This window comes from Pseudomonas sp. MF6747, from assembly GCF_963890955.1.
Classification (GTDB): domain Bacteria; phylum Pseudomonadota; class Gammaproteobacteria; order Pseudomonadales; family Pseudomonadaceae; genus Aquipseudomonas.
This window is the reverse complement of record NZ_CAWPSZ010000034.1, coordinates 26,677-50,497: the sequence shown is the minus strand read 5'-3', so window position 1 is coordinate 50,497 and position 23,821 is coordinate 26,677. Positions and strand designations below refer to the sequence as shown.

Below are 23,821 nucleotides of genomic sequence, written 5' to 3'. Positions count from 1 at the left end.
ATTACCCCTTCAATTGCTCCAGGTCTGGATGCGCTTTCAAGAACGCATATTGATCATCGCCACATGCAGTGACGCGTCCTGCAACAACAGGAAGTGTCTCGCCGCTGGGCATGATCAGTGTTCGCGAGGTGAAGACCTTGTCGCGAAAGACACGCGCGGGGCCGATGGGCTCCACCACGTCAGCAGTCGCGGAAAAACCAAGCGGCGCGGGCTTCAACCCCACAACCGCAATCGCTTCGACGGCCCCGGCCGAATCGCCATCAGTTCGAGACTTACTCATAAGGCAAACTCCAGGTGTAAAAAAACCCGCACTGGGCGGGCTGTTGGGGATTGAAATTAATGCGTGTGATGGTTGCTGTTACCGCCGGCATCAATGATCGCGCCGGCACTGGTGATGCCCTTTGTAACGTGCAATGCACCGTCGATCAGCACCGCCGCTTTCAGATTGACGTTTCCGGTGGTTACATTCACAGCGCTGTCCGTGATGACCGCCTCTGTACTGGCGACCTTGATCGTCACCGTACCGCTCGGCACGGTGATGCTGTAGCTCTTGGCCTGCCAGTCGTAGATCAGCGAGCCGCCATCATCAAAGCGCCAGACTTCCACATGATCGCGGTTATCCGGTGGTGGGCCGGCATTGCCATACAAACCCGGGATGAAAGTGCCTTGGGCCACGTCACCGCTAGCACTGACCAAAGTCCCCTGCTCGCCCATGGATGGCGCCCGCCAGTGCCTTGCCTTGCCGGCGGCAATACTGTGCCAGCGCACCCAGGCGCTGACCCATTCGCCATCGGACACCCGGCACACCGGCGGCGAGGCGGCCAGGTCGAGCGCCACCACATAACAATCCTTCACCACCCCGGCGAGCATGCGGTCATGCTGGGCGCTGGCATAGCCGCTCACATGTCCTCCGCCGGCACAAAGTCCTCTTTGACATCGTTGTTGAAGCCAAACAACAGCATGCCCGGCGGCTGGTCAGGCCACGGCCATTCCTCGGGACCGACATACACTTGCTGCGTCCACTCCACCAGCCACACCGTGTAGCCATCCAAAGCCGGCTGGGTCCAATCCTGCAAGGCCTGAACGAACTCTGCTGGCTCGACCGCCAGCCCCCAGGTCTGTGCCCGCAGTAAAACGGCGAGTTGGGTAACCAACTGCACCGCCTGCTGCTGATGCAATGGATCGATGGGGTCAACGATGATCCGCGCTTCGAACTTACAGACCAATGCAGTTTCGCCCGTGCCGATATCGGTACCGGGCTCGATCTCGGCCAGCTCCAGGAACACTGCCGGTAACGCAATGCGATCCTGAATGTTCGGCCAGGCTCTCACTGTCTGAACTCCTGGCAAATGACTCACCAGGTGTTGCTCGACCGCTTGGTAAAGCTGGTCCAGGCTAAAAGGTTTGTCAGCCATTACCCGACCCTCTTGAGGTATTTCTGCAGCTCAAAGTTGAGTTCCTGTTTCAGGATCTCCAGTAAGCGTTCATCAGCCTTTTGTACCCAGCTTTCAAAGTGGGGACGGGCTTGCTCCAGAGAGACCTTCGCCTTTGCCAGCGGAAAGCGACTGCCATTTTCCGCCACCCATCCCGAACTCGGCCCGCGCCCCGGCGACACCGTGCTGTCAGGGTAATCGTCAGCATTGAAGTGCTTGCTCGCGGTACGGATCCAAATATCCGGCTGGTTTCCGTAAACCTTCTTGAGAAACGCGCCTTGATACCGCCGCCCCGCCACCGACACACCGCTGCCTGTCTGTCGCGCGCGGCCGATCCGGCTGGACTCGATAGCGTTCAAACCGAACCACAGCTTGCCGCTCGAAGCCCCGCCGGACACCGGGTAACTGCGCAACCGTTGACGCACCGCCGCGACAGCAATGCGCTCTTGCCGACTGACCGCCCGGGCGATATGCGTGCGCAACCACCCGAGCGTCTTGTTGATGGCTCGACGATGAGCAGTCGCAGCAGCCTTGGGCACCAACTTGGCAAAGTCCTGAAACGCCTGCAGGTCTGCGGCGGACGACTGGATGGAGATCATCCCGCCGCCCGCCGAGGGCTTGTAGTAGCTACCGATGCTCATGGGCGTAACCTCAGAATCAAGGCGATCAGACCGTCGCCACTCGGCTCCAACTGCAGCAGGTCGTAATCGCCGCCGCCATCCAAGGGAGGCAAATCGACGCTGACCAATAGGCCGCGTTTCAAGCCTTCCGAATCGCTGACGCGGATTTCAAACCGAGGCTCGCGCAAGCCGGTGTTCAGCTTGCCGAGCTTGGGCTGCAACCAGGGCGCCGCGAACATGCCGAGCACTGGTTCGTCACGACCCTCGATCCGTGCGGTATCGCCCAGTGTTTCGAACACCACCGCGTCGATGTCGTCGATCAGTTCGCGGAAGGCCACGGTCACATCTCCAGCAGGATCTGCGCCCGAGGCCGCGTGCACAGGTGCAGCGGGTTGGACTGGGCTTCACCGGCGACGCCCTTGTTGAACGGCAGCGGCTCGATCTTGCTGTAGTACGGGATGCCCTGGGTGTTGACCGTTTCCATGTAGTCAGCCGGTGCGAAGGACGAGATATACAGGTCCGGCACGCCTTCAGGGATCAGCAGCGCCTTGTCGTCGTGGACGAACGAAACGCCGGCAACCTTGCCGCGATAGCGCTCCCAGACGATCCCGCCGAACTCGAAGCTCTCACGGGCATCGCCACGCAGGGACGCGGCTTGCATGGTGTTGAGGTACGTCTCTTTCACCGACTTGTGGACGATCAGCTTGTTCCAGAAGTTTTTGCCGCACATGCCTCGGGAGCCGCTGCTGGTGACGCTGCCGAGGGCTTCCTCCTGCATGTCCAACGCTTCGCCGCATTTGACCCGCAGCTCGGTGTCTGGACTGTTCAAGCCCATCTGAAGCTTCTGGCGATTCACGCCGAACGATTTATAGATGTCTAACAGGACCGTCTTGCCATCGGCGTCCAGTACCTGGCCGTTCAACGCGCCCATGCGCTGGAACTCGTGGGTGGCATCCAACTGGCGGCGCGCTTTCGCGAGGCGCTTGTTGACCACGTCCTGCACGGCCTGCAACTCACTGCGGGTACCGAACGCGCGAATGCCCTGGATCTCGTCGGCCTTGATGGTGAAGCGTTCGGGCAGGTGCACGGTGTTGAACGGAATCAGCTGACGCTTGGTCGCGCCGACCACCAAGCCCGAAGTACCGCGTTCACCCGCCGGTACCAGGGCCAGGGTGTCGCCGTCCTTCTCGATCTGCACGGTCAGCGTGCTGATACCCTCTTCGCGGAACAGGCCCAGGCTGCTGATGCGCCCTGGCAGGTATTCCTGGTCATTGATTGCAGCGGTCAGCGAGGAGACGCTGAACGCATCGTCTTCAAAAATGGCGATATCGGCCATGGGTACTCTCCAGAAATGAAAAATCCCGCACGCAGCGGGATGAATAAAAAGGGGGTGAACGTCTTAGCGGACGATCACGAAATGGGTAGCCAGGGCCTTTTCAGCAGCGGGATCGAGGCCGGTCAAATGTGCTTCGCTGACCTCGGCAAGCCGCACGATCGCGCGACCGCGACGTGGCACATCCGATTCGCCCAGCGGCCCATAGAGGATAGCGATAGCGTTTTCGGTGCCGTCTTCGGCGGTCGACTTATACGGGGCGAACTCGCCGGTGAGTGTGACCAGGCCAAGAATCTGACCAGGCTCCAAAGCGGCACCAGCGGCGACGTTGATCGCTTCGCGGGAAATGTTGCCAGCGCCTTCGGACAGCAGGAACTCGCCCGCGTGCATCGATTCAGTTTTCATGGTCTTGCTCCTTTCGAGGTTCCGTTCTGTGCCGCCTGACGGCTGGCCCAGATTGAGTGAGTGTCGACCTGTTTGGCCTTGATCGTTGCGGCTGGGTCATCGTCAAGCGGTAGGCTGTTGTTGATTTCAAAGCCGCCGCCGCTGCCCACCAGCTTGTCGAACAACCGCGCGCGGACTGCAGCTTCGTCGAGTCCAGCGCTGATGAACTCGCCGGTCAGCTCTGGCAATCGTGCTGCTACGCACAGGCCGTGCAGGGCTTTGGCCTTGGTCAGCGCGGCCTGGATCACGGCTTCGCTTTCCAACTTCGTCACAGCGAGAATCGGGTCCACCAGGTTGCTGATGCCCGCCGCTGCACAACCCTGCGTGACCATCAGCGCCAACCTGGCAGCGTCCAATACAGGCGCCGGTGCCGGTGGATCGACGGGCTCGGCCGGATCGACGTCCGGTTCTTCATCAAGCTGGGCAAGCAATTCAGCCGGAGCATGCTGGAAACGCTGCAGCACACTGCCCTGGCCGAGACAGGCGCTGACCTTCAAACCGTCGCCCACCTCATCGGCCAGGCCCAGCGCCACCGCCTCGTTGGCCGTGAGCCAGGTTTCAGCATTGACCATCCGCCGCAGCTCGGCTTCGTCGATGTCCGGCGCCTTGGCCTTGTAGGCCGCGATGATCGCTTCCAGGGTCTGGTCCAGCACATCCGCGACACGGCGAAAGTCTTCGGCATCTCCACCGGCATAGGTGTACGGGTTGTGAATCATCAACATGGCATTGGCCGCAATCACCACTCGGTGAGCGCCGCACACCGCGACACTGGCCGCACTCGCTGCCAGGGCATCAATGCGACCCGTGCAGCGCTCTCCCAGGCGCGACAATGCGTTGTGGATCGCCAGGCCGTCGAACAAGTCCCCGCCGATGCTGTTGAAGGCAACAATCACCGGTGACGCCCCGTCGTCCATGGCGCGCAGATCCTGCACGAACTGATTGGCGGTGACGCCCCAGGCGCCGATCTCGCCGTATACGAAGATTTCGATGCTGCGTTGCTCGGCTTCGCCGCTGGCCTGGAGGGTGTACCAGCTTTTGTCGGCGACCTTGACCTGCTTGCCCTCCTTGTCAAAGACGCGGGGCTTGGCTTTTTTACTCATGATTGTTCCTTGTCGTCATTCGGCTCGATGGCATCAAGCGTGGTGTAGTTGAGGCCGAGTTCCGCGGACCGGGCGAGGTCGGCGGCGTTTTCCGCGTCAATGGTCTCCGCGTCGTAGCCGTTGCGCAGGCACATCTCGCTGCGCGAACCAAAGCCCGCCTGCACTTCCATCCGCCGGGCCTGGACGTCCTGCACCGGCTGAATGTAGGCCCAGCCTTGTGGCACCCAGCGTGTGCGCAGGTATTCGCGGCGACGCTGCGCGTAGTCCGGCAGCACCAGAGCACCGGACAACACCGCCATGTCCATCCAGGCAGCCCGCACCGGGCGACACAACTGGTGCACATACACGCCGAACTGCAGTTGCTCCAGACGCCGCCGAAACTCGTTGAGCACCACCCGGAGCGCGCGATCATTGACCTCGCGCATGTCGCCGGTGAGGATTTCGTACGGTGTGCCCGAACCCGCCGCAGCAGCCATCAACTGCTGCCGCATAAAGTCCGGGTAGTTGTTGCCGGCGTCCGGTGGCTTGGAGAACTCCACCTCTTCACCTGGCCCCAGCTCCTGCATTGTGCCGGGCTCCAAGGCGACCATCGGCGTGAAGCCGTCGCGGTCAATGTTCAATGGCATGCCAGTAACGGGATCGCGAGGCTGCTGCGTAGCCTCCGGTGCCGGGCGCTTGATGAAACCCGCAAACAGGTTCGCCACCTCCTGACGGAACAGCACCGCGTCGTCGTAGTTATCCAAGCTGCGCAGGCGCTTCAGCACCGGGGCCAAACGTGGGACACCGCGCAACTGACCGGGCTCCATCGGTTCGAAGATGTGCAGCACCTGGGTTGCCGGTACACGCACCAACTGGTTGTAGCCAGCGTTCAACGACGACGAGTCGCGGGGATGCGACAGGTACATGTAATACGCCACACGCTTGCCCGCCGGGTTGAACTCGATCCCGGCGCGGATAACGTTGCCGTTTTTGGCCATCTCGAACTTGTCGTGAGGGACAAATTCAGGGGCCAGCGCCTGCAGCTGCAGCGGCACTGCCAAACCCTCGCTCGGGCTGCGGGGTCGCAATCGCACAAAGCATTCACCGGCCGTTTCAACGGTGCGCGCCACCAGAGCCTGCATGCCGTAGAAGTCGGTCAGCTCATCGGCATCCGCCTCATCCACCCAGTCATCCCACAGCTGCTGCTTGAGCTTGCGCAGCTCGGCGTCGTCCGTGGTCGGCCTGGGCGTGATGCCGGTGCCGATCAGGTTGCTGACGCGTTTGTCGATGACGTTGAACGCGTACGGGTCATTACGCACCGCCGCCCGCGAACGCGCACGCAGGTTGCGCAGGGCCGGGGTGTTGATGCTGTTGATGCCGTTGTCGGTGGCTTCCCAACTGGCCGAGCGTCGGCCCTCACCGGCGCCTTCGTAACTGGCCTTGATGTTCGACGGCAGCAAGAATCCATTACGGGTCAGCGTCGGATAATGTCGAGCCATTAGATTCCCTTGCCTCCGTGGGTAAGCCGGATCACGCGAGAGCGCGGCCCGGCGGCTTGGCTCAGCGACGTGCGAATTTCGTCGCGGGCCTTGAGCAGTTCGTCTATAGAGCGGTACTCCACCGTGCGGTCGCTGTAGCGCACGGTCTTTTCACCGCGTGCAATGGCGCGCTCGATGGCTTCGAGGTGCTTGGGGGTAAACGACATATCAGCGTCTCTTCAGGTAACCGCTGGTGGAGCTGCGGCGTTGTGGGGGTGTAGCAGGTCGCGGTTGGGCCACAGGTGCTGCAGGTGGCGGTGCAGGTAGCGACTGACGCGCCGCAACCGGTGCTGGTGTTTCGTCAGCGTCGACGCGCTCGCCTTGTATGGGCTTGACGCCCAACACATCGTCGAACAAACCGGACTGAGCCAGCGCTTGGCGTACCCGCTCCCAGTCGTGTTCCTGGTAGCGGTTGATGCCCAGGTAATGCGCCATCGCCAGGCAGTACACCATCAGGTCGAGCGCTTCGTTGCGCTCGGCCTTGCCCTTGACCCACTCGATACGCTTGTAGCCCTTGACGTACCGGGCGACCTTGCGCTCGGCCACGCACTGGGCGAAGAAGTCGTCCGGCAGGTCGTTGGCAAAGTGCAGCGAGCCAGGCCCGTCCTCGAAAGCGTAGCGGTTGTAGATCCAGTCCTTCGCGGTGTCGGTACCGACGAACCACAGCTCGGCGCCGCCGCGTTCGGTCTGACCCTTCCATGTCACATCGACCATGGACGGTCGTTGAGCAATCACCGGTTTGCCGGGCTTGCTCGCGCCCTTAATGGCGAAGATGTTGCGCCAGCGCCGCACACGGCAGAACTGGTACACCTCGTCGGTGTGGTGACCGCCGGAGTCGACGCCCGTCGCAAGGATCGCCAACGCGACACCGCACGGATGCCGATATCGAACCTTGAGTTTTTCGTCCAACACCGCCCAGGTGCGTTCATCGGCAGGGTCGCCCCAGATCACCTGGTGGTCGACCACCCAGCGTTCCATGCCGACACCGAAGCCCATCACCATCAGTTCCAGGCGGTTGGCCTGGACGTCGACGGCGCCGGTCAGCATCAGTACGCCCACCGGCATGCTGCCAAGGGTGTAGGTCTCCAGCCGTGCCCGAGCGACCAGCACTTCTGCCTTGGTCTGCTCTTGCGCGCTGTCCCAGACCTTGGCGAGTCGGGTGTTGTAGAACACCTGCATCAGGCCCATGTCGCCCTTGGCCTGGGCCTTCTTGGCGTCTTCGAACTCCTCGGCAAGCGAGGCCCAGTCCTTCCAACCAATCGGCGAATAGAGCGCGTTCAGGTGGAAACCCACCGTCTTGCCATCGCCGCTGCCATGGGCACGCCACTCTCCACGAGCGAGCATGTCAGTCTTGTGATGCTCCTCGATCAGGACGTCACATTCAGGCGCGGCGCACTGGTAGTGAACCGTCTTGTAATCCTTGCTGTAGAGCAGCCGCTCCCACTCCAGCACCTGCATATGCCCGCAGGTGGGGCATGGCACGTAGTAGTAACGCTGATCGCTGGACTCGAACAGGTCCGAGATCCGCGAAGCGCCCTTGTACGTGGGCGAGCTGGAGAAGTAGATTTTGGCGTTGCGGCCAAAGTTGGTCGCCCGGGTTTCGGCCAGCACGACGGGGTCGCCTTCCTGGCCGACATCGTTTTCCCACCGATCGACCTCGTCACCGTAGATGTAGCGTGCCGACAGCTCCGACAAGTTGGCCGCAGAGCCCGCCGTGGTGACGTACAGAGCGCCACCCTCGAACTCTTTGGTGTCCATGGTGTTGCGCGCATCCCGCGAGCGGCTGGCCGCTACGCGCTTCGCCAATTCCGGCGTGGCCTTGATGGTCTTGCTGATCCGCCCGGAGACCCGTTTTGACAGGCTCAGACTGGGCAGCAGCGCCAGAATATTGGACGGCGCCATATGGATCAGGCCGCCCATCCAGTTCAAGGCGATCTGCGTTTTCATCAGCTGCGAAGCCACCATGGTGATCACTCGCCGGCACGGATGGGCAGGCGACAGGCAGCGCATGGGTTCGCGAGCGTACGGCGTGCGCTCAGTGCGGTACTGGCCGGGCTCAGGTGCGCCCGTGTCGCGTGGGATGCGCATGTACTCGTCGGCCCACTCATCGATCCACAGGTCTGGGTCGGGTCGTAGCCCACGGAAATACGCCTCACGGTACGCACGGTCACCGTCAGGAAATTCCGTGGTCATGGGTCAGCTCGTCGTCATTGCTCGTTCAAGGTCGGACGAGGACATGCGCTCAGCCTCTTCCAGTGATTTACGGAGTGTCGCCGTCAGGTGTTTTTCGATGTCCCAGGGGTCGGTCATCACTGCCAACTTGTGGGACAGCTGGGGCAGGAGGCCGAACAACTGGTCACGCAGATGGCGCCCGGCGTTGTAGGCGCCCAGCTCGACGGCATCCCTGGCGACCAGGGAGCCCTGCGCCTTGTGCAACTCGATCTCGGCCAGTTGTGCCAGATTGTGTTCGCGCATGGCGCGAGCCTTCTGGAAGTCATGACCCTTGACGGTGATGGGCTGCTGCGGCGCAGCCGTGTTAGTCGGCTCGACCAGGGGGGACAGTTGACTGTAAACGTCACGCTGGATCCGGTCTTGCTGGTGTCGAGCCGCGACGGCGGCCTTGCTGGGGTCGGCGGTTTCGAGGATCAGCGCTTCGGTTGCCAGCACGTCCACCATCTTGCCGTCAGGCGACAGCACCAGGCGGTTGTTGCCTTTGAGCCAGGTGATGTAACTCGGCGTCCTGCCGATACGAGCCGCGAAAGCGCTTTTAGACAGGAACAGTGGATCCGTCATAAGCCCTCCTTTTCAACGGCTTTTCAATGGAAACCTTTCAATTTCAATCGATTGAATTTCAGTAAGCTGGCAGCCCACCCGCTAACGCTTTCCCGCGGGTTTCATGCCCCGTGTCCCTCGAATGCTGCCAGGGTCCCCGGCGAATTTTCGGCGCACCACTTTGATGCAACCCTCTACAGGCCACGTATTTCGTGGCCTCCAGAGCATCAGGTCTGCCCGCTGCCCGAGGGCGGCACATCGCACACACCCAACCGCTTGGCGGCCCAGCGTTCGTACAGGCCAATGGCGACATCGGCGCCGGCCATCGCGGTGAGGCAGCCAATGCTCCCCGCCGCCAGGACCGACATGCCCGATGCGTGCAACAACATCATGGTGGAGAGCCCGCAGACCACACAGGCCCCGGATCGAAGCAGCAAGCGGCGAACCAATGACCAGCCGCTTACCCCCGCTTTGTCGGCCCGCCATGCCTCGCCGGAAATACCGCCGATCAGGGATAGCAGGATCACCATCCAGATCGGCATCTCAATAAGCGCTTGCTGCTCGTTTGTCATCGCCCTACCCCATAAACGCAAAAACCCGGCGCAATGGCCGGGTCTAGTGTGGTGGTGTGTCCCGCTGCTCGCGGTCGCACCTATCGAAGATGACTACTTTTTACAGGTGGATTCCGGTGGCAGCAACCCTGTTTTAATGCCACCCGGTGAATATCTGGTCTACGCCTAGGCAATGTCGGTGAATATCTTTATTTCGGCTTCCAGCGCCTCCGGCGCTGTCCTACCTGCCCCACTATTCAGAAGGGAGGTAGGACAGCTGGAGCCCGCTGAATTCGGGGCCTTGCCCTACTGCCCTACCTCTTTTAACTTTTTCTCGTGTAAAGAGAGAAAACTAAAAAACGCATGCGCGCCAGCGGCGCGTGATGCGACGCGCTACGCTCATGTGTGCGTCGTACGATATTAGGTAGGGAGGTAGGACAGGCCACGGAATGCGCGGCCTCCAGCAGTCCTACCTTGCAAACTTGAGGTAGGGCAAGGCCGGACAGTAGGACAGTTGTAGGCGCAAGTGTGCGAAAGGTCACGCAGCCTTCCCCATCAGCATGCCGGCAATGTGCAGGTGCGCTTCATGCAGGCGCTGATAGTAGGTATCGCGACTACACCCACAGTGGGTGTACTTCTGCGACAGGAAGCTTTCGTGGTTGCAGTAGTGTTCACGCACGACGACCGACAGCTGCGGCGGCAAGTGCTTGTTGACGATGAGCTCGATGTCGGCCGATTCATCTAACAGTACCCGACTGCCACGCGTGCCGCGTATCAACTCCCCTTTGCACTCCATCAGCATGGCAATCATGTTGCCGCCACTTGGCCCACTAGAGCCTTCGGGCACTGGCGAATGCAGATCCTGCGCCCAGAGCTTGAGCATTTCATCGATTCGTTTAATCAAAGCAAGGCTCCTCATCCCGTGCGCTATCAACCTGCAGCGCTGATGTATTGCCCCAATGATCTGGCTTCTTGTAGGCATATGGCCGAATACCACTTTTGGGCAACGGCGGCAGTCGCACCTTTCGCCATCCGAGTCGATGCATGATCGCCCCGACACGCATCTGCTCAGGCTTGCCCCAGTGGCCATAATCGAGCTTCAACGCACCAGCCAAAATATCCTCGCCGCTCGCTGTTGCGCCGATCTGAGATTCTTCCAACCACTTGACGACCGGACCTTCCCACTCATCCACGACAAAGCGCGACTCCTGCGCCTCGGCGAATAGTGGAGCCTCATCCCGGTTGACCCACCAAATGTCACCGGACTGATAACAGAACATCGCTTCGGCCCAGAGCTGGTCGCGGACTTCGCGCAACTGTTCCAAATCGACTTTGGTACACGCGACAGGCCAGTAACGCCGGTTACCCGTGGCGTCTTTGAGATATTCGTCTTGGTTCGTCGTACCCACAAAAACACACTGGCGTGGCACGTCCATCGTTCTTCGGCCATAGCTCTCGCGATAGGTGTCAGTCGAAGCAGAGAAGAACTGCTTAGCCTTGGTCGACTCAGCTTTGTTGAAACTATCCAACTCCCCCAACTCAATGATCCACTTACCACGGATCGCCTGGAAGCCGTCCTTATCGCCCAGGGCGAAAGGTGTATCCATAAACCAGGCACCGCCAAGCACAGACATTGCTGTTGATTTACCAGCGCCCTGTGCCCCTTCGAGGATCATCACCGAGTCAGCCTTACAACCTGGCTGCATCACGCGCCCGACCGCTGACACCATCCAGCGCTTACCAACCTTCGAACTGTAGTCAGTTGCTTCAACGCCCATGATGTCAGTCAACCACGTAGCCAACCGTGGAACACGGTCCCATTCCAGAGCATGGAGGTAATTGCGTACAGGATGGAAGGCATGATCATGGGCAACCACACTAACCGCTTCGATCACGCTGCTGGCCTTGACCCGAAGGTTGTACTGTTGTGCGAGCCACTTCATTACAAGCATGTCGTCGATATCTGCCCAGTCGCCGACACCGCCACCGTATGGGGCAGCACGTAACTTAACGATTTTTGAGCTGAACGCGCTGAAGCCGATCACTCCCGCCCAACGCTCATCGTTGCCAAGAATCAGCTCGACATTCTGCATGTGCGCTATCAAAGATCCGTTTTCGGTTCGGGCCAATTGATCCTTCCAACCACCAGCTGCAGGAGGCCTGACCACCGCCAGCACCTGACGGCGGACAGCCTCTAGGCCTTCAGCAATATGCAGGTCGTTGAAGTCGGTCCACTTGGTTTCGCGCTCACCGGAGAACACCGGAGTAACCACCTGACCACCGACGATCAGAGCGGCGTTGTTGGCCTTTTCTTCGCCAGGGTTCCAGGCATCGCCGTTGGGGCGCTTGGTCTTCCAGTCGTCGTCACGACAGATGATCAGCGGGCAACCGGGGAAACGTTCGCGCATGGCCTTGGAGACCGACAGCAAGTTGCCCGCGTCGAAGGCGACGGCGACAGCGAGCGAAGTCGCCATGTGCAGGCTTGCACCCGTGGCATAACCCTCACACACCAGCACCGGCTCACCCGGTTCAGGGTGCGGGCCGATCAAGTGGAAAGCGCCTTCCTTCGACATACCGTAGGGCCAATACGCTTTGTCGCGCCCGGTGTCCTCTTGCTTCGCGGGGAAGATCACCTGCAGGCCGACGATCTGGTCGCGCACGTTGCACATGGGCACTAAAAATGCGCCTGTACGTGGCGCATAGCGAACCTTAAAGCCTACGATCTGCTTTCGATCCAGGTAGGCGCTTTTACCCTTTTCTGGCATGCGCTGGAACAATGCCGATGCACGATTGGCCGCTCGGCGGGACGCGTTGGCCGCGATTTCGGCAGCCTTGCGCTTTGCATCTTCCTGTCGAGCACGCATTACCTCGCGCTCTTCCGGGCTCATGCGTCCGGCCTTTACTTTGATTTTTTGGGTATCGCCAGATCGCCAATCACCGAAACTACCGAATATCAGAGTTTCGTTCTTCTCGGTGCGGTGTTCGTGGACAACATACCAGCCATTTTTCTCCTTGCCCTTGTCCTGGGTGGTTTTGCAGCGAGTGAGCTTGCCGAAAACCAATGGCTGATCAGGCTCAAGGCCATAATCCGCGAACTGATTAATTACCTCATCGAGCATAACGGGAAGCCCTCAGATCGTCTGCGGATTGGCATTCAACACAGTGAGTGCAACCGGGCTGCGCCAACCGACGAGCTTCCGGGATTGGCTCATCGCATTCATCACAGAACATCAACGAATACAGGGTCGTGGCAGAAAGCTGGGCTGCGCGAGCAGCCAAAGCCTGATCAAGTCGTTCCTGCACCAGGTCATTTGCAAAATCAGCAATATCAGCCACGTTCCACCCCACGAGTAGTCTGGTTGACGTAGCGGGCGCGGTTGTACATACCCAACAAACCCTGGATGCCGCGAAACACCAGCTGGCGTATCTCAGCCAATTCGCCGTCGTCGACTTTGCCGTCTCCAATATGCTTGGCCCAAGTTTCGGAGAGGTCCGCTACCTGCCGGAAGAACTGCGCGATCCCAGTGGTAAGGGTTTCGGGCATGTCATTGGTGTACGACTCGGCCAGCTCCTGCCAGATCGTGTCGCCAACCAGGCCGTGCACAGCATCGAGAATCCTACGGTCCTTGGTCAGTTCTAGGATCTCGCCAAACTCTTGAATATTGACCGTGTGCGAGGGGTGAGTCGGAGATAACTTGTGCTGCAACGTTGTGGCATTGCGGCCGGTGGTGGCGGCGATTGCAGCGGCGCCCCCCGGATAATCTCGTGCGGCGTGGTAAAGCGCTAATTCGAGCGTCAGGACTTCCCGTTGTGCTCGATCAACGCAACTCAGAGCAATTCGGCTCATGGCATTAATCCTAATAAGTTGCCAGTGCCGCGCGGCGTGCAGTGGTGTTACATTTGCCGCGTGGCTTGAAAGGGCCCAAACGCCGGCAAGATCCTCAAGATCGAAACCGGCACCGTGCCGAGGTGAGTGATCCGTCTCTCACCTCTGGCGCAACAGCTGCCTAATCTGTGGTGGAAAAGGCAGCAACCCAAGGCATCCGTGCCTTGGCAGCGCGGTAAAGAGAGGTGGTTAGCATGTGGTGTGCCCTCAACTCTTTATCGCGACCCGACAGCACTGTGGTGGTGTGTGCCGGGAGGAACTGGGCGGCCCTTGGGTCGCCTTTTTTCTTAAGCTGCTCGAGCTGTAACATTCACAGTGGCAGAGGTATGCGCTGCTACTCGCAAATATTGCCAATCAATATCGGGGCGAAGCACTTCGCAAGTCACCTTGCCCTTAGTCTGTCGATCGATAGCAATGGCAAGACCGGCGTTGGCCCGACGATTGCCATAGGCAACTTGCTTAAGCTGCCCAGCCGACGTACCGCAATCAGCCGCAAATTCTCCAAGCTGTGCGGCATCCATACCCTTAATAAAGTCCAGTAGAGTCATGTCCACCTCCAAAACACAGCCGCGAGATTAGCAACTGCTAATCCATGATGCAATAGCAGCTTGTAATTTACAAATTGCTAACGCCAGAGACATGATTCTCATATGGATATTTACGAAAAACGCCTCACCATTCTCAAAGCCCTCATTGGTGAAAATCAGCTGAAGGAATTTGCAGCAGCTCATCTCGATATTGACGCTTCCTACCTTTCGCAGATCCTCAATGGTCATCGAACGCTAGGGGACCGTGCCGCGATGAATCTTGCTAAAAAATTAGCTATTCCTGCAGAGCTGCTTACAGAGGGAAATTACTCGGCTGCCGACCAAGACCGCATAACTGCCAAATGGTTGGCACTTAACCTAAAACCACCGACACTCCCTCATCCAGCGTTTTTCAACGCCACAATAAACGAGACTGCTCAACGCGTTGCCGAGCACAGAGAATGGTCCGTTAAGAACCGTGAGACTGCTCCAGTGCCAGTAGTAGGTAAGGCGATGCTTGGTTCCGATGGGTATTTTGATGCGCTCGACTACCCCTCCGGGCATGGCGACGGCTATATCGATATTGTCAGTTCCGACCCCGACGCCTACGGACTCAAGATGGTAGGCAGCAGCATGCACCCGCGAATTAAGAGCGGAGAATTCGTTTTGATTGAGCCAAATCACCGCTATCAGACTGGCGATGAGGTCCTTGTGAAAACAATGGACGGTAGAGCAATGGTTAAGGAGTTCATTTACTTCCGTGACGGCCAGTATCGATTCGACAGCATTAGCGACGGCTATCCGCCAATTTTTCTTGATGAGCATCTCGTCGAAAAAATCCATTACGTCGCTGCAATATTGAAGTCGTCAAAATACATCGACATCTAAATTTAGCATTTGCTATTGCATAAAAAATTAGCTGTTGCTAATTTTGCCTCACCTCTCCACCACAGAGCCGAGGCAAGACCATGCACACCACAGCAACTCTGCACGCCCACCCGGCGTGCAAACCCATTCGAGTATTCGAGATTCGCTCCCTAGCCCGCGAATACGGCTGCACCTTCATCGCGTCCAAATCCAAGCTGCAGCAACGCTTCACACCTGCCCCTTTCGACCCTAACGGCGGAGGGCAGGCAGCATGAGCCGGCTAAAACTCAGCAACCAAGCCAAACAACTGCTGGCGGCCCAAATCCGCTTGACCGGCACGTTCCATCACGACCTCAAAACCGAGATCGGAATGAACGTTCAAGCAACCGTCGAACTCGATCAATGCACCTCGGCTGTCCACCTGGTGGTCATTATTGGTGGCACGCGCAATAGCGTCACGATGGATCGCAAGCACCGCAACAACGGCCGGCGAGCCGCCCGTTTCATCGAAGCGAGCGCGAATGGGTGTGTTGAGTCGATGTCTCTCGATGAAGCGGGTGGGCATGAGCTTGCGACAGATACAGAGATCATGCTTCGCCACGCCGTCAGGACGGGCAAAGGAAGCTACTTTCCACGCATCGCCGGCATAGAAGACCTCCGACTCACCGTCACACCAACCCAGCGTGGCGCGATAGTCGCAACCCTCGAAACTGACGATGCAAGCGCCCAGATTCTTCTGCCAAGCGCCCCTCGCGAAGCCTATGCCGTCCTTGCAGAGCATCTCGAACGCTTTGTTAACGGCCACCGCTTGGCAGTGGCCGCCTAGGAGGACGACATGGAACGTAACCTGGAACAAGCCGCCAAGTACTTCGGACTCACACGCCCCAAATTGATCGCCATGATGCGCGAAAAGGGCTTACTCAATGACCGTCGCCTTCCAGCCTTCCCTGTCCGTGATCGCGAATATCTGCGGGTGAAAGACAGCAACTGGTACCACGAAAAAGCTGGGATGCAGTACAGCCAGTCGACCAAAGTCAGGCAGGCAGGCATGCGCTGGCTTGCCGATCAATTGGGACTCGAAATGCCAGCCTTCCCGGAAGACAACCGTGACGTGGCCTAGGGAATACGCCCGCCAGATCGTCGCCATGCGCACACGCGAGGAGCGCAATGCCGCACTCCTCGAAGTGCCAGAACATCTGCGGGAGCTGACCAAACGCCATTGCCTGAATGCCTGGAATCATCCTCAACGGAAGAAACCCAATGACTGCACATGCTGACCAACAGCCACTAAGACTGCTACCCGCACCCGATCCGGCGACAGTCGAACTGCTGTACCGGACCTTTGGTGACGTTCTGATCCCGGTGGAAAAGTTGCGCGAACGGTACTTCCGGAACCTCAACGAAGGATCTTTTGCCGACGCAATTACGACAGGCCGAATTCAACTGCCCGTGACAACGCTGGTCAACAGCCGCAAGGCGCCGAAGTACGCTCACATCAAGCATGTGGCCTCGCTAATCGACATTCGCGCCTACAAGGCGGATGAAGATATGCCGCGACCAGAAGCCGTCGAAGACGAGGTGTGACATGTCACTGCTCGATCAATGCCGACACTGCGATACGCCGTTATCTGCCGAAGAAAAGACCAGCCGACTGTGTGATGAATGCAATTACTTTGCCGCCGATTATCAGCGCTATGACGCCCTGCGAGAGGAAGGTTACATGCCCTATCAGGCCAAGCTGATGTGTGGCCTGGCAGATCCACCAGATCCAGACGACGAATAACACACCAATTGGCTGCCACCACCAGCCAACACACCACCAGGAGCACACCACATGACCGCAATTCAAATCTGCGCACTGATCAGCATCATTTTCGCAGCCGCGATCCTCTATTGGGTCGGCTATCGGGGAGGCCTGATTAATGGACGCATCGAAGGCATCGACGAAGGCAAGGCTATTCAGCAATCAGATAGCTCGGGCGCCATCCAGGACCTGGAGCTGTTGCTTGAGCAAGCCCGGGCTCACCACAAGGAACTGTTTGCCCATTACAAGCGGGCATTGGATGCATCGAAGTTGGGAGAGCCAGCTCGCAAAACTCTATTGGATATCGCCGAAAAGCTGCGTATCGCAGCCGAGACATTCAGCGCGTTCCGCACCGGCAAGAAGCTCGAACGTGACTCGCTAGCTCTGCGCGACCAAGCACTCGCCATGGCGGCGTTACTAAATCCAGCAGCACCAAAGCTGGAACCGACCCCAGCAAAAAGCTCAATCACTGAGCCCCAAGGCCGATGGGTGATAGAGCGAGGGCCAACCGAAGCAATGTGCCCTGAAGAAGCCCGCAAAGCACTGCTATTTTTTCGGACCGAAGCGGAACTTCATACCCGAAACCAAAAAGTAGTCGGCGGTGACGTATGAGCCGCGCCATTCCGATGCTACGCCTAACACCCCAGGCCGCCGGCACACTGCAACAGCAACATGCAAAGGCCACCAAGGATCTTCGCGCCCTGACCCGCTACAGCAAAGAGTTCGACCGCCAGTTGAAAGCACTGATCGGCTACGAAGCTCTGCGCCAATTGCACAAGGCAACCGACAATGCCCTGCTGATGGCTGATCTCGTGAAGGAGGCCGCATGAACCGGATCCTCACCTCCACCGGCAAGTACTTCGATCTGTTCGAGCCCCAGGCCGACATGATTGACCCGCGTGACATCTCACACGCGCTGGCCCACCTGTGCCGCTTCAACGGCCACACCCGCGATTTCTACAGCGTCGCCCAACACAGCTGCATCGTCGCCGAACTGGTGCCGGAAGAACACAAGTTGGCGGCCCTGCTCCACGATGCGACCGAGGCGTACCTGGGCGATATGACCCGGCCACTCAAACAGTGGATGCCCGACTATCGAGGATTTGAGGACGTCATATGGGGGCGTGTCTGTAAACGCTTCGACCTGCCCTTCGATCTACCCGCATGCATACACCAGGCTGACCTGATTGCGCTGGCCACCGAGCGCCGCGACCTCATGCCAACCGATCCGGCTATCTGGGATTGCTTGGTCGGTATCGAACCCATGGTTGAAATCATCCGCCCATGGCCTGCCGCAGAAGCGCGAATCACCTACCACCAGCGCCTGATGGACCAACTTGCTATCGAACACCGGAGGAAAGCGGCATGAAGAACCACCAGGACAACGCCAACGCCCTGCCCGCTTTTCTCCGCGTTGGAAGTGGCGTCGACACGCTAGAAACAAACAGTCTCTGCTGCGCAGCAGCAGGCATTATTGCTTCTTCCAGCGCCACTACCGAGGCACTTATACCCCACGAAAAGCTGCGCGGGGCAGCGCTCGCTGATGCAACGCTCAACGCTCCGGTTCGCCCGCTCGCGCAGCCTGCTAAGGGGTATACGCACCTCCCCCTCTTCTCACCCACAGCACAAGAGCAGGCCGTGTTCAGGGTGCCCTACGAGCTACTTGATAGAGCCCTTGATGCTGCAGCCGCTGTTGGTATGCTCGACGTAGCGGATGAACTGGAACGCATCTTGACGAAGCACGACCAGAGCCGTACAGACGTAACGGGAATCAACGTTAATCGGTACATAGCATCCGACCAGGGCATGGAAGAGCACGAACTGGGCGAGTGGGTCGCCTATGGTGCACTCGACCACGTTCGGAGCCACCTGCAGGGGCGGATCGCCGAACTGGAGCTCAGCAAGCAAAACCAGCAGGCCGACAGCCTTCGGGCCTCATCCTTGCGAGAAGCCATGGAGAACACGGCGGCTAGAGGGGAGCGATGCGCACTGACGATCGGCGACACCCTACTGAAGGTGAGCTACCACGGAATTAAGTGGTATCACGACCTGATTACTCCAGGTAAGAGCAGCCTGCCGCTGACCACCGAAGAATTCGACCAAATCGTGACCAGGTCTCTGGGCATCGAGGCCACCCAACGTGTCGCACAGGCCAAGGCGGTGAAGCCATGACCTCACTCAATAAACCGCCGTTCGACTTCAAAACCCAATACACCCTGGGTTTCAACACTCAGGACGATGAGATCGTTGTCGACTTCTTCTGTGGTGGTGGCGGCGCCGGCACGGGCCTGGAAATGGGCCTGGGCCGAGCGGTGAACGTGGCGAAGAACCACAGCCCGCAAGCGATCAGCATGCACACCGTGAATCACCCAGGCGCCAAGCACTTCACCACCGACGTGTTCGATGGTGACCCGGACACCGAATGCGGCGGCAAGGCCGTGGGCTGGTTCCACATGTCGCCGGACTGCACGCACCACAGCCAGGCTGCGGGCGGCCAGCCGCGCAAACGCGAGATCCGCAACCTGTCGTGGATCGGGCTCAAGTGGGGAGGCAAGAAGCGCCCCCGGGTAATCAGCCTGGAAAACGTGAAGCAGATACTGCAGTGGGGCCGATTGATCGCCAAGCGTGACAAGGCAACCGGGCGGGTGGTGACCCTGGACCAGGTGCCGCACCCAACCAAAAAGGGAAAGACCACCAACCGAATCGCCGCACCTGGCGAGCAAGTGCCGGTATCAAACCAGTTCCTGGTCCCTGATCCGAAGCAGCGTGGCCGCACATGGCGCAGGTTTGTGGCGCTGCTGGAAGGGATGGGTTACGTCGTGGAGTGGAAGGTGATCAGGGCATGCGACTTCGGAGCACCGACCAGCAGGGAGCGCCTGTTCATGATCGCCCGGTGCGATGGCCGGCCGATCGTATGGCCGGAGCCTACTCACGCGAAGAACCCCACCAAGGGCCAGCAGAAGTGGAAAACCGCTGCTGACTGCATCGACTTTACCGACCTGGGCAAAAGTATCTTCGGCCGCAAAAAGGACCTGGCCGACGCAACGTTGCGCCGGGTCGCCAAGGGCATGAAGAAGTTCGTCATCGACAACCCTGCGCCGTTCATTGTGCCGATTGCGAACTGGTCCGGCGAGGCAGTGCAGTCAGCCGATGAGCCGCTGCGCACCGTCACTTCCTACCCGAAGGGCGGCGCCTTCTCGGTGGTCAGCCCGATCATCGCACCGGCAACGCACCATGGCAGCGACCGAATCAACGACCCGCTCGCCCCGTTGCCGACGGTGACCTGCGCAAACCGCGGCGAGCTGACGCTGATCAGCCCGTTGATGATTGGGGCCGGCGGCCCCGAGTATTCCGGTAAGCCGGTGAGCGTCGACCAGCCGACCGGTACGGTCACGACCCAGAACCACCGCGCGATCGCAGCGGCGCACCTGGTGAAGTTCCGCTTCGATGACGCGGGCAAGGCGCTGGACGAGCCACTGCCGACCATCACCAGCGGTGGCAACTATCAGCGCCCGGCCGGCGCAGCCCACGCTATGGGCATATCCACGGTGTTCATGGCCCAGATGAATGGCGGCTTCAACACCACGGTCGCCAAGAGCATCGAAGAACCGATGACCACGGTGACAAACACCGGCAGCCAGCAGCAGTTGGTCAGCGCGACTTTGATCACGAACACAACGGGCCATGCTCCCAGCGATCTTGCCGGGCCAGTGCCGACGGTGACCACCGGTCAACACCACGCATTGGTTGCAGCAAACCTGGTGCACTTGCGCGGCAACTGCGATGCACGGGACGTAAATGATCCGCTGCACACCGTCAGCGCCGGCGGCCAACACCACGGGTTGGTCAGCGCATTCATGGAACGGGCATTCGGCGGCAGTGTTGGCCAGGGCCTGGATGATCCGGCGCCGACCATCACCGCCGGTGGTGGCGGCAAGAGTTCACTGGTGTCGCTCACCCTCTCGCCAGAGCATGAAGCCGGCGCCCTGCGTGTCGCGGCCTTCCTGATCAGCTACTACGGCACCGAGAACACCAGCGCCTGCGATTCGCCAGCACCGACCATCACCACCAAGGACCGGCTGGCCCTGGTCACGGTGATGGTAAAGGGCACGCCCTACGTAATCGTCGATATCTGCCTGCGGATGCTCAAGCCGCCTGAGCTTTACAAGGCCCAGGGGTTCCCAGCCGGCTACATCATCACCCACGGATCCGACGGCAAGCCCTTCACCATCACCCAGCAAGTGCACATGTGCGGGAATAGCGTGAGCCCACCGCCGATGTCAGCCATCGCGCAGGCAAACGACCCATGGCAAATCACGATGCAACAGCAGGAGGCAGCATAATGATATTCGACGCCAATACAGACACGCTGCCAAACGCAACCATCAGCGGCGTATCTCATGAAGGATTTACCTGCACCACCCGCGACGGCAAAAAATTGCGCATGGCCCTGGTCGACGACGAGGGCAACATTGTCGAATCCGGGAACCACGTCGCCCAAGAAGCCTGGAACGTCTGTATCCAAGTGCAGCACAACTTCTGGATAGGCCAGGGCCACCTACGGGTACTAAGCAAACCCGTCCCCCTAGCACAAGCAAAAGCTGCCTAACTTCAGACAATCCGGAGCCCAAAGATGACGAAAAGTAGAGGAATTATGCGCCCCAGATGGGTCTGGACTCAGGCTCAAATCACACTGATGACCGAGAAATATCCAATCACGTCGAACACTCATTTAGCGGTAATGATTGGATGCACAGTCCCGCAGATCATAAGGAAAGCAAAGGCGTTAGGACTACAAAAATCAGGGATATCTACGCTAACTGGACGGTCACTTTCCCATGAGCATCGAGAGAGTATTCAACAAGGTTTACTAAGAGCCCACAAAGAAGGGCGCCTCAAGCCTCCACCTCAAGCAACAATTCAGGCAATGAGAGAAGGTGCTCGCCGCCCAGAAGTTGTTGCCAAACGAGCACAGCTAGCAAGTGCGACGATGAAGGGTAGACCCCAACGTATGGAGACTCTGAGCGCTGCTGCAGAACATAATGCTCGGGCCAAGATCTATACAGTTCTGACCCCAGACAGAGTGACCCTGACCTTTAAAAACCTCAGCCACTTCATCCGTCAGAATACGCATCTATTTGCCGATAGCGATGTGGTATGGCATCCGCCGGAGAGCCATCCGTGGTGCAGAGCTCAACGAGGCCTCTATTCGTTGTTCAAGGAAAGCAACCCAGCGAGCGAATGGAAGGGATGGCGAGCTGTGAAAAAAACTGTTCCTTCATATCGCGCCGTTTAAGCAACTCCAACATCAACGGAACACCGGGGCTTGAAGATTAAGCCCCGATTCCTGCTCGCCACTCCCCTGTTTTACGATCAATACGAAGCAACCGAGGCTGGCCCCCCTTCCCAACCAACAATAAGTCGATCACTTTCCCCTCTCTATTGGACGCCTGCATGCCGTGGTGATAGACGACGATCCGCTCAAACGTCTCTCTTACCAGGTGTCGCACCTTCATCCGGGCATCGAAGTCGAGCATCTCTACTCCGGAGGCCAGCCGCTCCCATGCCTCCGCAAGCCCTGGCTGGTCGCGGTTCGATACAGCGACCAACTCGCGCTCGGCCTGAGCCACTTCCTTTTGCTTAGCCGCATGCAGATCTTCTAGTTCGCGAGCCTTACGGACAAAAATCAACGGCGCGGCTCCACCTTCAGCGGCCAGCAGAGCCTCACTCACTCGCTCCAACTGCTGCTCGATCAGCGCTGCTTCAGCCTTGGCCGTCGACAGTCGTACCTGTAGTTGTTGCGAATGATCGTTTCCTTCCAGCAGGCTGCTTAGGTTCATTCGGTCGGTGCAATAGCTCATCAGCGCCTTCTCGATTGGCACAACACTGCAACTGCCGCCGATAGGGCATCCACTGTTATGTGAATAACCCACACAGATCAGCCGTCGATGGCCGTCAGACAAACTACCGTCAGACTTGGCCCTGTGCATAACATTCTGCCCAACCACCGCCGTACCGCAGTACCCGCAATAAGTAATTCCCAGGCCGGTAACAAGGCCCGGTATCTCTCCCTTGCCCTTGCGCCTGACCCGACTTTCGACCTGCAAGGATAGATCGGCGAACTCATCGGCCGTCAATATAGGCGGGTAGTACCCTTCTAGCCGATAAGTTTCACCGTCCAGCTCCAGCACCTTAATTCCCATTAAAGCTGGGAGTCTGACAAGCCGGTGCACCTGCAGCGCAGTGATGCCCTTGGTCGTGACGGCCAGACCGCGCTCTGTCATCTCGCGAATGATACGGACCGAACCATACCCTTGCCGGAACAACTCAATCACCAAACGCACCCCCTCGACGCGTTCAGCTACCAATTGGAAAGCCTGACCATCCCAGTGCAGCCACTGAGGATCCTTGCCGTTTCGGATGATGCCCCGGTAAGTGCCGGCAACCCAGCCCTCACATTGCCGGCGGATTGCTGCTTTCACACGCTTCGATTTGGTATCTGACTCTTCGTGCGCACGGATCATCACCAGTAGCGAATACACCAGGTCCATGGGCTGAGCTTTCAAGCCGGACCGGTTGTATTCCCGGCCGTCACTGGCAGTGACCACGGTGATGCCAGCGTTGATGATCTGAGCCAACTGCGCCTGGGCCTGAATGGGCTCGGCCCGACTCAGTCGGTCCAATCCCTCAACTACCAGGACGGAACCGTCAGCGATTCGGCCATCCTCGACCGCCTGAAGAAACACGCCCAAGGCACCCTGCTTGACGTGACGCTGGTGATAGGCGGATAGCCCCTCATCCCTCAAGGATAAGGACTCATCCAGTGCTAATCCCTTCTCGGCCGCCCAGCGCTGGGCGTACTGAAGCTGACGATCAGCGCTACTGCCGGTCGCCTGCCGAGGGTCTGAGAAGCGTAAATAGCTGTATACTCGCGCACCGTTTTTTGCCATTAGAAAAAATAAGCCCT

Annotated in this window: 32 protein-coding genes; 13 read left to right on the top strand and 19 right to left on the bottom strand. The window is 59.1% G+C overall.

Annotated features, from left to right (window positions below; all coding sequences use genetic code 11):
* Position 1: 1 nt before the first annotated feature.
* The 18 genes from AACW30_RS22355 to AACW30_RS22270 all read right to left on the bottom strand — a co-directional run bounded on the left by AACW30_RS22355 (position 2) and on the right by AACW30_RS22270 (position 14,204).
* Positions 2-280, bottom strand: a complete 279-nt coding sequence (locus AACW30_RS22355) for a hypothetical protein (RefSeq protein ID WP_200623402.1) — start codon at positions 278-280, stop codon at positions 2-4.
* A 56-nt stretch (positions 281-336) separates the two neighbouring features.
* Positions 337-870: a phage baseplate assembly protein V gene (locus AACW30_RS22350; protein WP_200623606.1), complete on the bottom strand. Its 534-nt coding sequence runs from the start codon at positions 868-870 to the stop codon at positions 337-339.
* A gap of 29 nt (positions 871-899) precedes the next feature.
* Positions 900-1,415 carry a hypothetical protein gene (locus AACW30_RS22345; protein WP_200623401.1) on the bottom strand — a complete coding sequence of 172 codons (516 nt, stop codon included), beginning with the start codon at positions 1,413-1,415 and terminating at the stop codon, positions 900-902.
* Positions 1,415-2,074: a hypothetical protein gene (locus AACW30_RS22340; RefSeq protein ID WP_200623400.1), complete on the bottom strand. Its 660-nt coding sequence runs from the start codon at positions 2,072-2,074 to the stop codon at positions 1,415-1,417. The genes AACW30_RS22345 and AACW30_RS22340 overlap by 1 nt, the downstream gene beginning before the upstream one ends.
* The gene (locus tag AACW30_RS22335; protein WP_200623399.1) at positions 2,071-2,391 is read right to left on the bottom strand and encodes a head-tail joining protein; all 321 of its coding nucleotides are present in this window, start codon (positions 2,389-2,391) and stop codon (positions 2,071-2,073) included. The genes AACW30_RS22340 and AACW30_RS22335 overlap by 4 nt, the downstream gene beginning before the upstream one ends.
* Positions 2,392-2,393: 2 nt before the next feature.
* Positions 2,394-3,389, bottom strand: a complete 996-nt coding sequence (locus AACW30_RS22330; RefSeq protein ID WP_119739030.1) for a major capsid protein — start codon at positions 3,387-3,389, stop codon at positions 2,394-2,396.
* A gap of 63 nt (positions 3,390-3,452) precedes the next feature.
* Positions 3,453-3,791, bottom strand: a complete 339-nt coding sequence (locus AACW30_RS22325) for a head decoration protein (protein WP_200623398.1) — start codon at positions 3,789-3,791, stop codon at positions 3,453-3,455.
* Complete coding sequence (locus tag AACW30_RS22320) at positions 3,788-4,930, bottom strand: head maturation protease, ClpP-related (RefSeq protein ID WP_200623397.1); 1,143 nt, start codon at positions 4,928-4,930, stop codon at positions 3,788-3,790. Before AACW30_RS22320 ends, AACW30_RS22325 begins: the two co-directional genes overlap by 4 nt.
* Positions 4,927-6,408, bottom strand: coding sequence for a phage portal protein (locus AACW30_RS22315; protein ID WP_200623396.1), 1,482 nt, complete (start codon positions 6,406-6,408; stop codon positions 4,927-4,929). The genes AACW30_RS22320 and AACW30_RS22315 overlap by 4 nt, the downstream gene beginning before the upstream one ends.
* The gene (locus AACW30_RS22310) at positions 6,408-6,614 is read right to left on the bottom strand and encodes a phage head-tail joining protein (RefSeq protein ID WP_032889620.1); all 207 of its coding nucleotides are present in this window, start codon (positions 6,612-6,614) and stop codon (positions 6,408-6,410) included. Before AACW30_RS22310 ends, AACW30_RS22315 begins: the two co-directional genes overlap by 1 nt.
* Position 6,615: 1 nt before the next feature.
* Positions 6,616-8,640 (bottom strand): phage terminase large subunit family protein, encoded by a 2,025-nt coding sequence (locus AACW30_RS22305; protein ID WP_200623394.1) that lies wholly within the window; start codon positions 8,638-8,640, stop codon positions 6,616-6,618.
* 3 nt (positions 8,641-8,643) lie between these two features.
* Entirely contained in the window at positions 8,644-9,240 is a 597-nt protein-coding gene (locus AACW30_RS22300) for a terminase small subunit (protein WP_200623392.1), read from the bottom strand.
* A gap of 206 nt (positions 9,241-9,446) precedes the next feature.
* Positions 9,447-9,791, bottom strand: coding sequence for a phage holin family protein (locus AACW30_RS22295; protein ID WP_200623390.1), 345 nt, complete (start codon positions 9,789-9,791; stop codon positions 9,447-9,449).
* Between the two features lie 517 nt (positions 9,792-10,308).
* Positions 10,309-10,674 carry a PA0613 family protein gene (locus tag AACW30_RS22290; RefSeq protein WP_200623388.1) on the bottom strand — a complete coding sequence of 122 codons (366 nt, stop codon included), beginning with the start codon at positions 10,672-10,674 and terminating at the stop codon, positions 10,309-10,311.
* Complete coding sequence (locus AACW30_RS22285; protein ID WP_200623387.1) at positions 10,667-12,889, bottom strand: VapE domain-containing protein; 2,223 nt, start codon at positions 12,887-12,889, stop codon at positions 10,667-10,669. Before AACW30_RS22285 ends, AACW30_RS22290 begins: the two co-directional genes overlap by 8 nt.
* The gene (locus AACW30_RS22280; RefSeq protein WP_200623386.1) at positions 12,879-13,106 is read right to left on the bottom strand and encodes a TraR/DksA C4-type zinc finger protein; all 228 of its coding nucleotides are present in this window, start codon (positions 13,104-13,106) and stop codon (positions 12,879-12,881) included. Before AACW30_RS22280 ends, AACW30_RS22285 begins: the two co-directional genes overlap by 11 nt.
* The gene (locus tag AACW30_RS22275; protein ID WP_185709339.1) at positions 13,099-13,617 is read right to left on the bottom strand and encodes a phage regulatory CII family protein; all 519 of its coding nucleotides are present in this window, start codon (positions 13,615-13,617) and stop codon (positions 13,099-13,101) included. The genes AACW30_RS22280 and AACW30_RS22275 overlap by 8 nt, the downstream gene beginning before the upstream one ends.
* 326 nt (positions 13,618-13,943) lie before the next feature.
* Complete coding sequence (locus tag AACW30_RS22270) at positions 13,944-14,204, bottom strand: YdaS family helix-turn-helix protein (protein ID WP_200623385.1); 261 nt, start codon at positions 14,202-14,204, stop codon at positions 13,944-13,946.
* A gap of 102 nt (positions 14,205-14,306) precedes the next feature.
* Between AACW30_RS22270 and AACW30_RS22265 the strand changes: the two genes are divergently transcribed.
* The 13 genes from AACW30_RS22265 to AACW30_RS22205 all read left to right on the top strand — a co-directional run bounded on the left by AACW30_RS22265 (position 14,307) and on the right by AACW30_RS22205 (position 22,150).
* Positions 14,307-15,071, top strand: a complete 765-nt coding sequence (locus tag AACW30_RS22265; protein WP_234452494.1) for an XRE family transcriptional regulator — start codon at positions 14,307-14,309, stop codon at positions 15,069-15,071.
* Positions 15,072-15,151: 80 nt separating this feature from the next.
* Positions 15,152-15,325 carry a hypothetical protein gene (locus AACW30_RS22260; protein WP_200623384.1) on the top strand — a complete coding sequence of 58 codons (174 nt, stop codon included), beginning with the start codon at positions 15,152-15,154 and terminating at the stop codon, positions 15,323-15,325.
* Positions 15,322-15,876 carry a hypothetical protein gene (locus AACW30_RS22255; protein WP_200623383.1) on the top strand — a complete coding sequence of 185 codons (555 nt, stop codon included), beginning with the start codon at positions 15,322-15,324 and terminating at the stop codon, positions 15,874-15,876. The genes AACW30_RS22260 and AACW30_RS22255 overlap by 4 nt, the downstream gene beginning before the upstream one ends.
* A gap of 9 nt (positions 15,877-15,885) precedes the next feature.
* Entirely contained in the window at positions 15,886-16,170 is a 285-nt protein-coding gene (locus tag AACW30_RS22250) for a phage antirepressor KilAC domain-containing protein (RefSeq protein WP_200623382.1), read from the top strand.
* A gap of 140 nt (positions 16,171-16,310) precedes the next feature.
* Positions 16,311-16,634 carry a pyocin activator PrtN family protein gene (locus tag AACW30_RS22245; RefSeq protein ID WP_122749980.1) on the top strand — a complete coding sequence of 108 codons (324 nt, stop codon included), beginning with the start codon at positions 16,311-16,313 and terminating at the stop codon, positions 16,632-16,634.
* Between the two features lies 1 nt (position 16,635).
* Complete coding sequence (locus AACW30_RS22240) at positions 16,636-16,833, top strand: hypothetical protein (RefSeq protein ID WP_200623378.1); 198 nt, start codon at positions 16,636-16,638, stop codon at positions 16,831-16,833.
* A 51-nt stretch (positions 16,834-16,884) separates the two neighbouring features.
* Complete coding sequence (locus AACW30_RS22235; RefSeq protein WP_325167527.1) at positions 16,885-17,466, top strand: hypothetical protein; 582 nt, start codon at positions 16,885-16,887, stop codon at positions 17,464-17,466.
* Positions 17,463-17,684, top strand: coding sequence for a hypothetical protein (locus AACW30_RS22230; protein WP_200623377.1), 222 nt, complete (start codon positions 17,463-17,465; stop codon positions 17,682-17,684). Before AACW30_RS22235 ends, AACW30_RS22230 begins: the two co-directional genes overlap by 4 nt.
* The gene (locus AACW30_RS22225) at positions 17,681-18,223 is read left to right on the top strand and encodes a phosphohydrolase (RefSeq protein WP_200623375.1); all 543 of its coding nucleotides are present in this window, start codon (positions 17,681-17,683) and stop codon (positions 18,221-18,223) included. The genes AACW30_RS22230 and AACW30_RS22225 overlap by 4 nt, the downstream gene beginning before the upstream one ends.
* Positions 18,220-19,026, top strand: a complete 807-nt coding sequence (locus AACW30_RS22220; protein WP_234452493.1) for a hypothetical protein — start codon at positions 18,220-18,222, stop codon at positions 19,024-19,026. Before AACW30_RS22225 ends, AACW30_RS22220 begins: the two co-directional genes overlap by 4 nt.
* A complete protein-coding gene (locus AACW30_RS22215) occupies positions 19,023-21,197 on the top strand; it encodes a DNA cytosine methyltransferase (protein ID WP_200623373.1) in 2,175 nt (724 codons plus the stop codon). Before AACW30_RS22220 ends, AACW30_RS22215 begins: the two co-directional genes overlap by 4 nt.
* A complete protein-coding gene (locus AACW30_RS22210; RefSeq protein ID WP_200623372.1) occupies positions 21,197-21,463 on the top strand; it encodes a hypothetical protein in 267 nt (88 codons plus the stop codon). The genes AACW30_RS22215 and AACW30_RS22210 overlap by 1 nt, the downstream gene beginning before the upstream one ends.
* A gap of 24 nt (positions 21,464-21,487) precedes the next feature.
* Positions 21,488-22,150, top strand: coding sequence for a hypothetical protein (locus tag AACW30_RS22205; RefSeq protein WP_200623371.1), 663 nt, complete (start codon positions 21,488-21,490; stop codon positions 22,148-22,150).
* A 37-nt stretch (positions 22,151-22,187) separates the two neighbouring features.
* Here the strand turns inward: AACW30_RS22205 and AACW30_RS22200 are convergent, their stop codons facing one another.
* The gene (locus AACW30_RS22200; RefSeq protein ID WP_200623370.1) at positions 22,188-23,804 is read right to left on the bottom strand and encodes a recombinase family protein; all 1,617 of its coding nucleotides are present in this window, start codon (positions 23,802-23,804) and stop codon (positions 22,188-22,190) included.
* Between the last annotated feature and the right edge of the window lie 17 nt (positions 23,805-23,821).

What these genes read in the sequence shown, in the direction of transcription:
- AACW30_RS22330 (WP_119739030.1), bottom strand. Translation starts at nt 3,389, where the DNA reads ATGGCCGATATCGCCATTTTTGAAGACGATGCGTTCAGCGTCTCCTCG.
- AACW30_RS22315 (WP_200623396.1), bottom strand. Translation starts at nt 6,408, where the DNA reads ATGGCTCGACATTATCCGACGCTGACCCGTAATGGATTCTTGCTGCCG.
- AACW30_RS22230 (WP_200623377.1), top strand. Translation starts at nt 17,463, where the DNA reads ATGAGCCGCGCCATTCCGATGCTACGCCTAACACCCCAGGCCGCCGGC.
- AACW30_RS22225 (WP_200623375.1), top strand. Translation starts at nt 17,681, where the DNA reads ATGAACCGGATCCTCACCTCCACCGGCAAGTACTTCGATCTGTTCGAG.
- AACW30_RS22270 (WP_200623385.1), bottom strand. Translation starts at nt 14,204, where the DNA reads ATGACTCTACTGGACTTTATTAAGGGTATGGATGCCGCACAGCTTGGA.
- AACW30_RS22200 (WP_200623370.1), bottom strand. Translation starts at nt 23,804, where the DNA reads ATGGCAAAAAACGGTGCGCGAGTATACAGCTATTTACGCTTCTCAGAC.
- AACW30_RS22300 (WP_200623392.1), bottom strand. Translation starts at nt 9,240, where the DNA reads ATGACGGATCCACTGTTCCTGTCTAAAAGCGCTTTCGCGGCTCGTATC.
- AACW30_RS22320 (WP_200623397.1), bottom strand. Translation starts at nt 4,930, where the DNA reads ATGAGTAAAAAAGCCAAGCCCCGCGTCTTTGACAAGGAGGGCAAGCAG.
- AACW30_RS22310 (WP_032889620.1), bottom strand. Translation starts at nt 6,614, where the DNA reads ATGTCGTTTACCCCCAAGCACCTCGAAGCCATCGAGCGCGCCATTGCA.
- AACW30_RS22220 (WP_234452493.1), top strand. Translation starts at nt 18,220, where the DNA reads ATGAAGAACCACCAGGACAACGCCAACGCCCTGCCCGCTTTTCTCCGC.
- AACW30_RS22265 (WP_234452494.1), top strand. Translation starts at nt 14,307, where the DNA reads ATGGATATTTACGAAAAACGCCTCACCATTCTCAAAGCCCTCATTGGT.
- AACW30_RS22350 (WP_200623606.1), bottom strand. Translation starts at nt 870, where the DNA reads ATGCTCGCCGGGGTGGTGAAGGATTGTTATGTGGTGGCGCTCGACCTG.
- AACW30_RS22240 (WP_200623378.1), top strand. Translation starts at nt 16,636, where the DNA reads ATGTCACTGCTCGATCAATGCCGACACTGCGATACGCCGTTATCTGCC.
- AACW30_RS22345 (WP_200623401.1), bottom strand. Translation starts at nt 1,415, where the DNA reads ATGGCTGACAAACCTTTTAGCCTGGACCAGCTTTACCAAGCGGTCGAG.
- AACW30_RS22340 (WP_200623400.1), bottom strand. Translation starts at nt 2,074, where the DNA reads ATGAGCATCGGTAGCTACTACAAGCCCTCGGCGGGCGGCGGGATGATC.
- AACW30_RS22250 (WP_200623382.1), top strand. Translation starts at nt 15,886, where the DNA reads ATGGAACGTAACCTGGAACAAGCCGCCAAGTACTTCGGACTCACACGC.
- AACW30_RS22215 (WP_200623373.1), top strand. Translation starts at nt 19,023, where the DNA reads ATGACCTCACTCAATAAACCGCCGTTCGACTTCAAAACCCAATACACC.
- AACW30_RS22295 (WP_200623390.1), bottom strand. Translation starts at nt 9,791, where the DNA reads ATGACAAACGAGCAGCAAGCGCTTATTGAGATGCCGATCTGGATGGTG.
- AACW30_RS22235 (WP_325167527.1), top strand. Translation starts at nt 16,885, where the DNA reads ATGACCGCAATTCAAATCTGCGCACTGATCAGCATCATTTTCGCAGCC.
- AACW30_RS22325 (WP_200623398.1), bottom strand. Translation starts at nt 3,791, where the DNA reads ATGAAAACTGAATCGATGCACGCGGGCGAGTTCCTGCTGTCCGAAGGC.
- AACW30_RS22275 (WP_185709339.1), bottom strand. Translation starts at nt 13,617, where the DNA reads ATGAGCCGAATTGCTCTGAGTTGCGTTGATCGAGCACAACGGGAAGTC.
- AACW30_RS22210 (WP_200623372.1), top strand. Translation starts at nt 21,197, where the DNA reads ATGATATTCGACGCCAATACAGACACGCTGCCAAACGCAACCATCAGC.
- AACW30_RS22260 (WP_200623384.1), top strand. Translation starts at nt 15,152, where the DNA reads ATGCACACCACAGCAACTCTGCACGCCCACCCGGCGTGCAAACCCATT.
- AACW30_RS22245 (WP_122749980.1), top strand. Translation starts at nt 16,311, where the DNA reads ATGACTGCACATGCTGACCAACAGCCACTAAGACTGCTACCCGCACCC.
- AACW30_RS22255 (WP_200623383.1), top strand. Translation starts at nt 15,322, where the DNA reads ATGAGCCGGCTAAAACTCAGCAACCAAGCCAAACAACTGCTGGCGGCC.
- AACW30_RS22285 (WP_200623387.1), bottom strand. Translation starts at nt 12,889, where the DNA reads ATGCTCGATGAGGTAATTAATCAGTTCGCGGATTATGGCCTTGAGCCT.
- AACW30_RS22355 (WP_200623402.1), bottom strand. Translation starts at nt 280, where the DNA reads ATGAGTAAGTCTCGAACTGATGGCGATTCGGCCGGGGCCGTCGAAGCG.
- AACW30_RS22205 (WP_200623371.1), top strand. Translation starts at nt 21,488, where the DNA reads ATGACGAAAAGTAGAGGAATTATGCGCCCCAGATGGGTCTGGACTCAG.
- AACW30_RS22305 (WP_200623394.1), bottom strand. Translation starts at nt 8,640, where the DNA reads ATGACCACGGAATTTCCTGACGGTGACCGTGCGTACCGTGAGGCGTAT.